Origin of the sequence: Roseovarius gaetbuli (assembly GCF_900172365.1) — a bacterium.
GTDB classification, from domain to species: Bacteria; Pseudomonadota; Alphaproteobacteria; order Rhodobacterales; family Rhodobacteraceae; genus Roseovarius; species Roseovarius gaetbuli.
The window spans coordinates 1-13417 of record NZ_FWFJ01000064.1 but is presented as its reverse complement, the minus strand read 5'-3'; the positions used below and the strand labels follow the sequence as shown (position 1 = coordinate 13417).

Sequence of the window (13417 nt, the reverse complement as noted above, 5' to 3'; positions counted from 1 at the left end):
TCCGCCTGCTTCAGGATCGTCATGATCTGAGCGTCGCTAAATCGTCCGTTCTTCATCGTAAATCTCCTCAGATATCTTGCCGAGAAAATTCTACTTTTGAACACCACTAATTTTGGGGGGGATTACCATAGTCTCTCTGGCTTTCAGCGCTTAAAACGCAATCCTGGCCTTGAATTCTGGATGATATTGCTTCTGTTTCGGCATTCCTGATCTCCTTCGTTTTGACGAACAGCAGACTACAAATCGCAGCTTACGTCAGTGTCCGATTTTCCGGGGGTAGCTCAATGTGCCATAACAACAGGCAGCACAGGTTAGACTTTTTGTGCGGCGTTCTTCATTGAATGACCGACATCAGCAATGTTCGCAAATGCGGAAAACAGCCTTTCATATCAGTATCATTGCGCCGGTAACAAAATCGTGTTTACTGTTTGCATATCAGTATCATTGCGCCGGTAACAAAATCGTGTTTACTGCTTGGGAACATTTCTTAAGGTCTAATTCCCATTGTTCCAACTTGCTCAAAACACATTATACGATTGGGCCGGATATCTGGGTGTAGGGTTCTACTTAGCATCATATGCGCTTTTGCAAATGGGCCTTGTCCGGGGCTCGCATTATCCCTACGCAATCATGAATCTTTTCGCAGCCAGCCTGGTTTTGCTCAGCCTTTCCGTAAAATTCAATTTGTCGGCCGCGATCATTCAGATCATGTGGATCATCATCAGCACCTTTGGGATTTGCCGCCTGTATGTGATTGAACGGACCACGCGGTTCAACGAAAACGAACTCAAGCTTATAAATGATGTCCTGTACGACATGCCCAAACCACTTGCCCGCAAGTTTCTGAACCGGGGGATTTGGATCGACGCGGACGTGGGAACGGAGCTTACCCGGGAAGGCGAAGAGGTTGAGAATCTCATTTATTTGCTGAGTGGCCGGGCGGACGTCATTTCGCAGAGAAAAAGCGTCGCGTCGATCAAGGGCGGTTTCATCGGCGAAATGAATGTATTGCAGCCGGGCCCGGCCTCTGCCACCGTCATCATTGACCAGCCCGCCCTGATTTTCACTGCTTCCGGCGAAGCGTTGCGCAAGACCGCGAGTACCGACAGCGAATTTCGCGCTTACCTGCAAGAGCATTTGGCCTTGGCGACACGCACCAAACTGATCGAAGCGAATAGTCGTTTGTTGCAATCAGAGCAACGCAAGTGAGCGCATTTACGGATGCAAAGTCTGCCAGTCCACGACTAAAACAGGCGGCCATCGGAGTTGTTATCGGGTTTGACAACCTGGGACACGCCGTTGCGCTCGCTGCCCTTGTGTTTGCCGGAGAGATGATCGCGGGCGCGACGATCGGCATGATCATTTTTCTGGTGGCGGCCATTCTGGGAACGCTTTCTCTCAACACGCGCCGCTCTTTCGCTGCGCCGATGTTTTCAAATGTGCAGAACGTTCCTATCGCGGTTCTGATTCCGGTGATTTTTCTGATCCACACCATGGACCTGAACGACAGTGAAAAGATACTGAATGTTCTGTTGCTCCTTGGCCTTACGGCCATAATGACCGGAATCGCCATGATTGCGATCTCTGCGTTCGACCTTGGCCGGATGATCCGCCTTATGCCCTTTGCCGTCACAACCGGTTATCTGGCCGCATCTGGCACACTTCTTATCCGTTCTTCCTTTTATGTCGTTTGCGAAGGTCAGAATTGCAGCCTGCTGACAATTTTTTCCAATGCGGGCTCGACCGGACTTATACCTGTGCTGACAATTTTTTTTGCCATGTTGTTGTGGTGTGCCGCCAGGCTTTCAAAGCACTTCGGAACGGTATCCTGTGTGGCCCTGAGCATAGCCCTTTTCTACCTGGTTTTGTTTGTTTTGGATGTTGACGCCACTGAGGCGCGAAGTGCCGGGCTTTTACCTGAGAATTTGAGTGCAGCAAGGGACGTTCCGGATTTTGCCGCCTCATTTTCCGCACTTAAATTTGATATCATTCTGGAAAACTGGCCCATTGTCACTGCGGCAATTCTGCTTGGGATTTTCGGCGCAATGCTGAATGTGGCCGGTGCGGAAATAGCCGTCGGGCGCGATGTGGATACGCGTCAGGAAACATTCCGCGCAGGTGCAGTCAACCTGTTGACGGGCTGTTTCGGAAGCAGCGTCAGCTATGTTAGCCCCGGCAACACTGCCATAGCATCCATGATCGGGGCGAAAGGCCGGTATGCTCCGTTTGCAGCCTGCATTGTGATGGGCGGTGGCGCGTTGTTTGCCAATGAGATTTACACCAGCGTGCCAAGGTTTGTTTCTGCCGGCCTGCTGATGTTTCTGGGGATTTCAATTGTCAATAAATGGCTGCTGTCCGAGTGGCGCCGCCAGCGATTTTCGGATTGGCTTTTAAGTTTCGCAATTGTCGCGGTTGCGCTGACTCTGAAGATGCCGACCGCTATTGTCCTTGGCATCGTAACGGCGTCTTTGATCTTTGCGGTGAACTATGGCCGCTTGTCAGTGATACGAAACTCGGCAAACCTTGGTCGCGTCCGCAGTACGGTTGACCGCGGCCCGCTTCAAACCGATTTTCTGGATCAGCATGGGCATGAAATTGCAGTCGTTTCCCTGCAGGGGTTCCTGTTCTTCGGATCGGTCATGCAGCTTTCGGCGCACATTCGTAACCTCTTGAAACAAACCCAACCTGTTAACACTGTTGTCCTGGATTTCAGAGGGGTCAGCCGAATAGATGGGGCGGCGATTGTTGCCTTGCATAAACTTGAATTGCTGGCATCCGAGAGGTTCGCTCAGGTGATCCTTTGTGAACTGAACCCACATGTCTTGCAGGAAATCGAGCGCCGATCGGTTCTTGAGGGGAGCCGCACGTTCAAAGTGTATGACACTTGCGATATCGCGCTTGAAACCCTGGAGGATGATTTGCTGCGCCGTTTGCCTCTTGCAGCCAGTGAGGAAACCGCAAAGTCTGCTTTGATTGAAATGACGGGCAGTCAAGACATCGCCGAGCGGTTTTTGACCATAATGGATCGCGAGTTGGTTCCGGAAGGCACATTGTTATTGAAGGAAGGAGAAAAGTCAGGCGACGTTTTCATTATAGATCAGGGTAGCTTATCGGTTTATATTAAAGGTAAAGATGGAAAGGATATTCGCGTGCTCAAACAAAAATCTGGGGCTATCGTCGGAGAAATCGCCAGTTATTCAGGCAAGGGCAGAACGGCGAACGTAGTCGCGGATAGTCAAACCGTAGTGTATCGTTTTGCCGAAAACCGTATAAGAGGTGTACAAGAATCTGAGCCAGTCTTGGCTGCGATTTGGCACAAGGGGATGGCTTCGGCGCTCGCCAAAAAATTGCAACGGACGAACCAAATTTTAGGTGATCAAACGTTATGAGTTACGACTTACTTCTAGTCATGTTGATTTTGTTTCAGACAAAGCATCTTGTTGCAGATTTTGTTTTTCAGTCGACTTGGATGATTCAAACAAAAGGTATCTATGGCCACCCTGGTGGCCTATGCCATTCGGGTATGCATGCGGTTCTGGGGGCTGCCGTCCTGTTGTTTGCACCGATTTCGATAGCGATGGTTGTTTTGATCTCTGCCGCCGAATTCATAGTTCATTACCATGTGGACTGGATCAAAGACCGAAAATTGAAAGAACTAGGATTTACTGCTAGTGAAAAAGGCTTCTGGATTTTGGCCGGTCTGGACCAGTTTGCTCATCAAGTTACCTATGTGGGTATGTTGTTGGTCATTACACGCGTTGCATGACCCGATCCAAATGCAACACGCAAGAGTGATAAAAGTTGATTTTATGTAAAAATTACTAGAAGGTTAGGCATATATACGCATTTCGCGCTTACTGATTTTGATGATATAGAATAGGGATTTCTGCATGGTGACGCATTGTGCATCTAGGTTGCTCCCGTTGATTGTGAGCCCACTGTTTTCATTTGTTTTGGATGTTCCGTCGGCAAGAGCCGAGTCCATGCAATCTGCGGTGCATGCGGCTGTGACGACAAACCCGAAAGCGCAGGCTGGAAAAGAGAATGTAAAGGCGTCAGCGCTTGAGCTGCTTCAGCTCGAAGAGGATTTCATGCCGCGCCTCTCTCTTTACGGCGACGCTGGTGCGCAGTATTTTGATGACCCGACGCGATTGTCGCCCCAAGATAACCGTCGTACCCGCTTTGGGCGTGAAATCGGACTGGCCGCAGAAGTAACGCTCTTTGATGGGTATCGACGCGCAAACCGGGTTTATCGGAATTCAGCCAGGGTAGATGAATCGATCTTCAAGTTGCTGGATGCATCAGAGACACTCGCCCTGAATGCGGTCGAGGCATATATTGATGTCGTTCGCCACACTGACTTGCTTGGTGTTGCGGATCAAAACATTCGCCGACATGTTGAAATATCGCGCTCGGTCAAGAAGTTGGTCAAGGTCGGCCGTCTGTCATCAAGCGACGAGTTTGAAATAGATGAACAGTTGCTGGCAGCACGGTTGAGCCGACTGGAAGTCAACCAAGCGCTCGAAAATGCGAAAGTGCGTTATGAAACTGTGATAGGCCATAAGCCGACCGCCAACATGTCTGTCCCAAATGTTCGAGAGCTTCCGGATACTCTGCGCGAACTGTTAATTCGAAGCGTGAGCAATAATTTCCGGGTGCGTTTGGCTGATACCCGCGTTCAACAGAGCAAGTACCAAGCCGGAATAAACCGCTCAGATGAACTGCCGGAATTGAAATTGCGTGCAGGTATCCGCCACGGCGCAAATCTGGATGGATTGTCCGGAAATGAGTCTGATGCTTTTGTGGGGATTCAGCTTAATTGGGATTTGTATGCCGGAGGCCGAAAGGCTCGCAGTTCGGCCCTGAGCCGTCGAACGAGCGAGGCTCTGGCTGAAAGAGCGGAAGTTGTCCGCGAGGTGCAGGAACTGACGTCCAGAGATTGGATTTCTTATGGCACCGGGATAGAGCGCACTGTTCTTCTGGGTAATCAGAGGGCGGCTGCGCGCAAGGCGGCGGATCAATATCAGATGCAGTTTGATGGCGGTACACGAAGCCTGTTGGATGTTCTGGATGCCGAAAGAACCTTTTTCAACGTACGGTTCGAAGAAGTGAGCGCGAAAGCCAGCCTAGCCTTCAGCCAATTCCGGCTATTGGCAACGCAAAGTCAGTTGGCCAACTATTTTGGAGCCCGTCCGGCGGATGTGCCGCTTATGCCCAATTACGAGAAGCGTGCACGCGCGGGCCGCCCTGCTGCTATTTTCAACACTGAGATCCGTGCCCTCGAATGAAAAATAGCGTGACAGCGGAGCGCTTGGAAACGCCCTCTGGGTCTCGGCCAGGATCCGAAAAAGAGCCTGCTTTGGCGACTGCGGCATGGCTCGCTTCTTTCCACGGGTGCCCATGGACAGATAATGCCGCTACGGCGCGCCTGCCTGCAAATTATGAAAGCAGTGACAAACCCAATCTTGTAAGACTGTTGGCCGCGGCCGGATTGAAAGCCCGTTTGGTTCTGCGGAAACCTAAGGAAATTGATCCCGCAGTCCTGCCCGCTGTTGTGTTTAGCCGCTCAGGTAAGCCGATCATTCTGGTTGAATTTTTGGATGGGCAGACAAAAGCACGCATTCTGGAACCTGGGAATGAGGCCTCGGAGAGTGAAATCAAGCTGTCGGATCTGAAGCGGCGCATCACAAACGAGGTCATGTTGGTAACCGTCGACGATGAAGGAGCCGAACGCCGACTTTCAGCGGATCGAAGCAATGACCGCGGACACTGGTTTTGGCGCCCGATGCGCGAGAATTGGGGCGAATGGGGGCAAGTGTTTTTCGCGGCGTTATGTATAAACTTACTTGGTCTGTCGCTGCCGATTTTCGTCATGAATGTATATGACAAGGTTGTTCCGAATTTGGCCTTCGTGACGCTTTGGACGCTTGCGCTTGGCGTGAGCATCGCATTGATACTGGATTGGGCGTTGCGTACCGTCCGCGCAGGTATTGTCGAGCGAGTCGGACGACGACTCGATAACAGAATATCGGCAGGACTTTTCCAACATGCGATGGCCTTAAGGCCAGAGGACTTTTCTGTAGGGTCAATTGGCGTCGCGAGCCACATTCGTGATTTTGAAACAGTACGGGAATTCTTCGGATCTGCGAGCTTGCTGTCGCTTATCGATCTTGTTTTCATCGGTCTGTTTTTTGTTGTCCTGTATTTCATTGTCGGCCCCCTTGCATATGTCCCGATGATTGCGGTGCCTGTGATGCTGGTGCTGGCGCTCGCGGCACAGGTGCCGCTTGGGCGGGCGACACGCGATACCCAATCCTTGTCCCGGCGTAAAAACACGGTTCTGATCGAAACGCTCTCCGGTTTGGATACCGTAAAGTCGCTCAACGCAGAGCCGGAAATGCAGCGGGAATGGAACCGCTCAAGTGCGATCGCGGCACGAATAGGCGGGCGCGGCCGGTTCTGGTCCAACTTCACGGCCAATGGCACGATGGCCATACAGCAGTTTGTAAGTGTGGGCATCGTTGTTTGGGGGGTGTTTCTTATTGCGGAAGGCAGCATTACGGTTGGGGCTCTGATCGCCGCCAATATACTGGCCAGCAGGGCGCTTGCTCCGCTCGGCAACATAGCACAAACGATATTCCGGGCGCAGTTCGCATGGAGTGCATTGAAATCTCTTTCCACCTTCATGGCGCTCCAGCCTGAGCGGGATCAGAAAATTCATAGCAATTTCAGAGTAAGCAAGGGTGCGGTTCAACTGAGCGATGTCACCTATACCTATCCAAACAAAGAAGTGCCCGCGGTTAGGGATTTTTCCTTAACGATCAAACCGGGCGAAACCATTGCCCTGTTGGGGCGGGTCGGATCGGGCAAAAGCACACTGGGTAAGCTTCTCAGCGGACTGCTGGTGCCCCAACGCGGAACCATCCTCATCGACGGCCACAGTTTAGGTCAATATGATCCGTCCGAGCTGCGGTCGGGGGTCGGATATCTGCCGCAGGATACCGAGTTGTTCACGGGAACGCTTCGCGAAAACCTGCTGATCGGATGCAGGTCTGCACCGCCCGATGAGATTGACAGGGCGCTGCACTTGGCTGGTGCGGACGAGTTCATCTCGACGCTTCCCAAGGGTCTTGACCAGTTTATCGGTGAAAGGGGCTCCCACCTTTCCGGCGGACAGCGTCAGGGCCTGGCGCTTGCCAGGCTCTTGTTGCGCCGGCCCAAAATTGTTTTTCTCGATGAACCGACCAACGCAATGGATCGCGACATGGAAACCTTGGTTGCCCAGAGATTGCGCGAGCTACCGGATAATGAAACATCGCTGATCCTGTGTACGCACCGCCCCGCACTTGCGAATTTGGCTCATAGAATGATTGTGATGGATTCCGGACGAAAGGTTCTTGATGGACCGCGAGACGACGTGATGTCCAAGCTAAATGCCGTGGGCATCAAGAAGCAGGCGGGGGAACATTAACTATGTTCGGAGCCCGGGTTGAAGAAGAATTCGTCAACAACGCTAATAGTCGTCCCCCGAGGGAAACGGGCGGATCGATCAAGTTACTTCTTGCAGTTCTGATCGCCGGATTAGCTGGTTTCATGTTTTGGGCCGCGAATTATGAAATCGAAGAAGTCACACGCGGACTTGGACAAGTTGTGCCGTCCAGCCAGATACAGGTTATCCAAAGCCTTGAGAGCGGTATTGTTTCAAAGATTAATGTTGAAGAAGGCGACATTGTGAACGCCGGTGATGAACTGATCCGAATTGATGACACTGCGGCCGGTTCCCAAGAGGGCGAACTGCGCAAACGTGAGGCGGCACTTCTTGCCGAGTTTGTCCGCATCGAGGCTGAAGCCACGAACTCTGGAAATTTGGTTTTTACCAACGAGCTTCAGTCCCGAGCGCCTGATGCTGTTGCGGCGCAACGGGAGGTGTATCTGTCCCGAAGAACGCAGTTCGAGACTGAAGTCCTTGTTCTCAGAGATCAACTTGCGCAAAGAAAAGGCGAGTTGGAAGAACTCGAAGCGCTTCGGGAAAAGCTGCAAAAGCAGGTTGCGCCATTGCTGAGAGAACTCGAACTGACCGAGGGGCTTGTCGAAAGCGGGGCGGTGCCCGAGATCGAATTTTTACGGCTGGAGGGACGTCTGGCCGAGCTCGAGGGCGAGCTTGCGATCAGCAACGCACGCCGGCCTAAAACACGGGCCGCAATCCGCGAAGCTGAAAATCAGATCGCCGCCGCGCAATCCTCTTATGTGTTGGCGGCGCGTGAGCGTATGACGCTGGTCCAAGCCGACTTGTCGGTGCTTAAAGAAGCGTTGCGTGCCGCAACTGACCGAGTCACAAGAACCAGCCTGCGCGCACCGGTGCGTGGCGCAGTCAAAACAGTACACATTACAACGATTGGTGCTGTTGTGCAGTCTGGAGCCCGGTTGGTCGAGATCGTGCCCATTGATGACCGATTGCTGGTCGAGGCACGTATCCGGCCCAAAGATGTGGCTTTTGTTCGCCCGGGCGATCCTGCATCGGTCAAGATTACAGCATATGATTATACCACCTACGGCGATTTGGATGGCCGGGTGGAACGTATTGGCGTAGATACGATTGAGGATAGCGAAGGAGAAAAGTTTTTCCGGGTCATGGTACGTACCGAGGAAAGCAACCTAGCCGAAAGAGGCGAAGCCCTACCGATCAGCCCGGGCATGATCGCTCAGGTCGACATTCAAACAGGTCGGAAAACGGTTCTGAAATACCTGATGCGACCCTTCTCTCGTGCGAAGGCCGAAGCATTGCGCGAGAGGTGATTTATTTCGTCTCTGCAACGTAAACTCCATCCCACTCGTCGCCCGGCGCGTTCTCCGAGAAGGCTTGAATTCTCCGAACATAGAGGGCCGCATAGTCGGCAATGTCTATGTGTAATGCTTTCGCGTCACCCATGAGGCGATCCAAAGCCGATTGCGCGCCCATCCAATCTTTTTGATTATAGGCGGAGCGCATTGCTGAATTTGTCTCGCTCAAAGCGGCAAAGGCACTGTCTTCACGCATTTCAACCCCGCCCAAAAGGCCGAATATGCGCTCGGGCCGCGTCTTTCCTTTAACGCGGATCAAGTCCAGTTCAATGACTGCAAACTCGCGTTCGACAGCCCGCGCGGTGCTTTCGCCCAGAACGATTTTGATCCCGTAGGCTTTTGATTGCCCCTCCAGGCGTGATGCAAGGTTCACCGCGTCGCCAAGGGCTGTATAGTCGAAGCGTGTATCGCTGCCCATGTTGCCAACGATGCAGGTCCCGCTGTTGATCCCGATGCCGACATCGATTGGCAAGACGTCTTCATCTTCGGCATTTTGCAGTCGGATGCGATTGAATTCCTCGATGTCTTTTTGCATCGTGAGAGCGGCGCGGCAAGCGGCATGTTCGTGGTCGGCGGTTTCAAGGGGCGCATTCCAGAACGCCATCACGGCGTCTCCCATGAATTTGTCAATCGTTCCGCGTTGATCCAGAATGGGTTTCGACAGCACGGTAAGGAATTGGTTCATCAGCTTTGTCAGCCCGCCGGGATCCTCTCGATATTTCTCGGAAAGAGAGGTGAATCCTCGGACATCACTGAACAGAATAGTCAACTCGCGCCGGTCGCCGCCGAGCGAGAGCTGGTCGCGATTTTCCGCAAGGCTCGCGACCAGATCCGGAGAGACATATTGACCGAATGCGGATCGGATATGTTGCCGCAGGCGTTCCTCGCGCAGATAGTTCAGACTGGACATCAGCATAACTGATGAAATGATGCAAAAGGCAGGCCATACGGGATCAATGAGAATCTGGTTTGTACTGAACAGATAGTAAGAACTGCCAGCCCATCCCACCGCCAGAGAAATGGTCAAGGCAATCATCAGAGCCGCACCACTGCGTGGAGCGATCAGTACCACGAAGAAAGACAAAATCAGCGCTGCGACAAGTTCAACCGCAACAGCATAATTGGGACGCTTAAGAAGCGTTTTGGACAGGATATTTTCCAGCAGTTGGGCGTGAATCTCAACTCCAGGCATCGGTTTCCCCAGAGGTGTCGGGCGAAAATCCTCTAACCCGATCGCCGAGGTTCCGATCAAAACCAGATGCCCGGCCAATCGCTGAGCAGGCAGGCGATCTGCCAGAATGTCTGCGGCGGAAACATAGCGCGCCCGCGATGAGGGGCTGTAATATGGCCATACCGAGCCGTCAGAGGCTGTTTCGATAAACTGTCGTGCCAGTACGACGCCTTCGATCCCGGCTTCATTCACGCGAACCGCAAAGGCGTCGCCCCCCGTTGCCACCCTCAGCAGTTCCGGCGCAAGCCCAAGACGTATCTGATCCTGAACCCGCATTACGACAGGCACACGGCGGTAAATTCCATCTTCATCTGGTCGCACCGAAAACATTCCCCGCCCGGTCGCCGCGTCCTCCAGTACAGGCAGATTCTGCAAGATATCCGGAAAGCTATTTAAAAACTGATGAGGGTCTCCGCCTATCACAGCGTGCGCTACGGCGCGCATTTTGACCTTGGTGTCTCTGTTTGCGTCATTCGTCCGTATACTGGATTGCCCAAGTATCACCCGTGAGCTGGCGATCGCCTTTGCAAAAACGTCGTCATTCCGGGGCATGCGCCTGAGTTCTTCGAGCACTTCAGGCGTAAAAGATGGATTGTCCTCGGCAATCTTTTCCGGCGACAACCGATCGGGTTCGGAAAATACGATGTCAAATCCAAGAGCCACAGCGCCGTTACGCGATATGCCTGTTACCAAGTCGCCCATGCGCGTGCGCGGCCAGGGCCATTGCCCCAATTCCTCAAGGCTGGCGTCGTCAATATCCACAATCGCTACCGGCAACCTTTGTGGTTCACGCGGCTTGATACGCTGGTAGAAATCAAAGGCCGTGAAGCGCATTTCCGATACGATGCTGGGGTCCGCGATGCGAATTGCAAGCAGGCAAAACACAAGAAGCGCGCCCAAAAGGCGACCCAAGCCAATGCTTTGAAACAAGCCCGTGAGGAGATCTGCGTAGCGCAACTGTAAAAATACCCCGCCGCAAGAACCGAATTGCTTCACCAAAGACGGCAAAATGCACGCCGTCAACAGTCAACTTTTTGTGTCCACTATAGACGGGAAGGGCGAAATTCGACGTTCGCCGCTAAAATTTTGCTCCGAATCGTCTAGGTGTGTATGCTGCTTCAATAATTTTATGTTTATTTTGGGGCGAAACCATGCGTGACATTGATTTTTCAGAGCTATCCGTGATCGACGGAGATGTCATCTACCTTGATGCGACCGGGGTGTCTCAGGTCACTATGCCCGATGCCGGTCAGCTGTTTTCAGGTGAATTTGTCAGGTTCGGATCCGATTTGATTGTGCAGAGTGATGGCGCGCCCGATGTCCGGATAACCGATTATTTCCGCCAAGGGGAACCCGCTGATTTGCTATCTCCCGATGGCGCAATTCTGCGCGGAGACCTTGTTGAACGCCTGGCTGGCCCCGAAGCGCCGGGTCAATACGCGCAAGTGGGCGAGACCCAGTTGGCCGATCCAATCGGTCAGGTCGAATCCGTGGAAGGTATTGCTTACGCACAACGCACGGACGGTACGCGTGTAGAGCTTGATGTCGGCAGTCAGGTTTATGAAAACGACGTCGTTTTTACGCAAAGTGACAGCAAGGTGTCGGTGACTTTTGCTGACGGTACTATCTTTTCGCTCGCTTCAGATTCTCGGATGGTGCTCGATGAATTGGTTTACGAAGTGGGTGGAGACCAGAATAAGGCTGTTTTCGATCTCATTGAGGGCGGCTTCGTGTTCATCGCTGGCGAAGTGGCTAAAACCGGTGACATGGACGTTAATACGCCTACCGCCACCATGGGCATTCGGGGAACCACAGTCAAAGTTGATATGGAGACAAAGGCTGGCGTTACTACAGTTTCTGTATCGCTCAATCAGGATCCGGACGGCGGGTACGGCGAAATCGAGTTGCTGGATCTCGAGGGTAATCTGATCGCGACGATAACCAGCAGCGACAAGAAATGGATAATTTCGCCTGTGGATGGCGAAACGCAAGCTGTTGACCGAACGGCTGGTGATTTTGCCGATGACGCCGATATTCTGGCTGATGCAGCCAACGCTTATGCTCTTGCCTATGGTCGTGTTGAGAATGGCGAGACATTCGTCGAACTCGGAACAAGCAGTCGGCAGAGAGGTACCCAGAATCCCGTCGGCGAGAACGAGGCGAACCCTCAGAATGATGGTGCGCCGGGAGATAAAGGCAGAAACGATTTAGACGATGAACCTAGTGGCGGAAATAACAACAATACATCTGACGGGTTGGAAAAAGAAACCAGATTTCAGACTGACGAAGAGCCGGTCGTGCGAGTGGTCCAAGACGACAGTGTGACCAATGGCGAGGACGCCACGATAGTCGTTTCTGTTCTGGCAAATGACACCGGTGATTCACTTACATTGGTTTCGGCGACGGATGGTTCGAATGGGACCACCACGTTAAATGGTGACGGGACGATCACTTATACACCAGATCAAAATTTCTCTGGTGTTGACCGTTTCACTTACACGGTCTCGGACGGTCAGGACGTCGACACGGCAGAGGTGACGGTCAACGTGACCCCGGTGAACGACGCGCCGGTGGCGCAGGACGACAGCGCCGTCACGGCCGAGGACACCAGCGTGCAGATCGCGGTGCTGGGCAATGACAGTGACGTCGACGGCGATGCACTGAGCGTGACCCAGGCGACGGCGCAGCACGGCAGCGTGCAGATCAACAACGACGGCACGCTGAGCTATACGCCGGATGCCGACTTCAACGGCACCGACACGATCAGCTACACGGTCTCGGACGGTCAGGACGTCGACACGGCAGAGGTGACGGTCAACGTGGGCGCGGTGAACGACGCGCCGGTGGCGCAGGACGACAGCGCCGTCACGGCCGAGGACACCAGCGTGCAGATCGCGGTTCTGGGCAATGACAGTGACGTCGACGGCGATGCACTGAGCGTGACCCAGGCGACGGCGCAGCACGGCAGCGTGCAGATCAACAACGACGGCACGCTGAGCTATACGCCGGATGCCGACTTCAACGGCACCGACACGATCAGCTACACGGTCTCGGACGGTCAGGACGTCGACACGGCAGAGGTGACGGTCAACGTGGGCGCGGTGAACGACGCGCCGGTGGCGCAGGACGACAGCGCCGTCACGGCCGAGGACACCAGCGTGCAGATCGCGGTGCTGGGCAATGACAGTGACGTCGACGGCGATGCACTGAGCGTGACCCAGGCGACGGCGCAGCACGGCAGCGTGCAGATCAACAACGACGGCACGCTGAGCTATACGCCGGATGCCGACTTCAACGGCACCGACACGATCAGCTACACGGTCTCGGACGGTCAGGACGTCGACA

General features: G+C 53.4%; 8 protein-coding genes. 7 read left to right on the top strand and 1 reads right to left on the bottom strand.

Annotated elements, in window-relative coordinates; translation table 11 throughout:
* Nucleotides 1-504: 504 nt before the first annotated feature.
* From ROG8370_RS18490 to ROG8370_RS18465, 6 genes are all read left to right on the top strand, one after another.
* Nucleotides 505-1209, top strand: a complete 705-nt coding sequence (locus ROG8370_RS18490; RefSeq protein WP_139838223.1) for a cyclic nucleotide-binding domain-containing protein — start codon at nucleotides 505-507, stop codon at nucleotides 1207-1209.
* Nucleotides 1206-3389: a cyclic nucleotide-binding domain-containing protein gene (locus tag ROG8370_RS18485; RefSeq protein WP_085828619.1), complete on the top strand. Its 2184-nt coding sequence runs from the start codon at nucleotides 1206-1208 to the stop codon at nucleotides 3387-3389. The genes ROG8370_RS18490 and ROG8370_RS18485 overlap by 4 nt, the downstream gene beginning before the upstream one ends.
* Nucleotides 3386-3766: a DUF3307 domain-containing protein gene (locus ROG8370_RS18480; protein ID WP_085828618.1), complete on the top strand. Its 381-nt coding sequence runs from the start codon at nucleotides 3386-3388 to the stop codon at nucleotides 3764-3766. The genes ROG8370_RS18485 and ROG8370_RS18480 overlap by 4 nt, the downstream gene beginning before the upstream one ends.
* 217 nt (nucleotides 3767-3983) lie before the next feature.
* On the top strand, nucleotides 3984-5288 hold the full coding sequence (locus ROG8370_RS18475) for a TolC family protein (RefSeq protein ID WP_170925303.1): 1305 nt from the start codon (nucleotides 3984-3986) through the stop codon (nucleotides 5286-5288).
* A 71-nt stretch (nucleotides 5289-5359) separates the two neighbouring features.
* A complete protein-coding gene (locus ROG8370_RS18470) occupies nucleotides 5360-7471 on the top strand; it encodes a type I secretion system permease/ATPase (protein ID WP_170925302.1) in 2112 nt (703 codons plus the stop codon).
* Between the two features lie 2 nt (nucleotides 7472-7473).
* Complete coding sequence (locus tag ROG8370_RS18465) at nucleotides 7474-8796, top strand: HlyD family type I secretion periplasmic adaptor subunit (RefSeq protein ID WP_085828615.1); 1323 nt, start codon at nucleotides 7474-7476, stop codon at nucleotides 8794-8796.
* 1 nt (nucleotide 8797) lies between these two features.
* Here the strand turns inward: ROG8370_RS18465 and ROG8370_RS18460 are convergent, their stop codons facing one another.
* Nucleotides 8798-11080 (bottom strand): CHASE2 domain-containing protein, encoded by a 2283-nt coding sequence (locus ROG8370_RS18460; RefSeq protein ID WP_139838222.1) that lies wholly within the window; start codon nucleotides 11078-11080, stop codon nucleotides 8798-8800.
* Nucleotides 11081-11223: 143 nt separating this feature from the next.
* Here ROG8370_RS18460 and ROG8370_RS18455 point away from each other — a divergent pair.
* Nucleotides 11224-13417: FecR family protein (locus ROG8370_RS18455; RefSeq protein ID WP_139838221.1), on the top strand; the 2194-nt coding region annotated here is incomplete at its 3' end.

What these genes read in the sequence shown, in the direction of transcription:
- ROG8370_RS18480 (WP_085828618.1), top strand. Translation starts at nt 3,386, where the DNA reads ATGAGTTACGACTTACTTCTAGTCATGTTGATTTTGTTTCAGACAAAG.
- ROG8370_RS18475 (WP_170925303.1), top strand. Translation starts at nt 3,984, where the DNA reads ATGCAATCTGCGGTGCATGCGGCTGTGACGACAAACCCGAAAGCGCAG.
- ROG8370_RS18465 (WP_085828615.1), top strand. Translation starts at nt 7,474, where the DNA reads ATGTTCGGAGCCCGGGTTGAAGAAGAATTCGTCAACAACGCTAATAGT.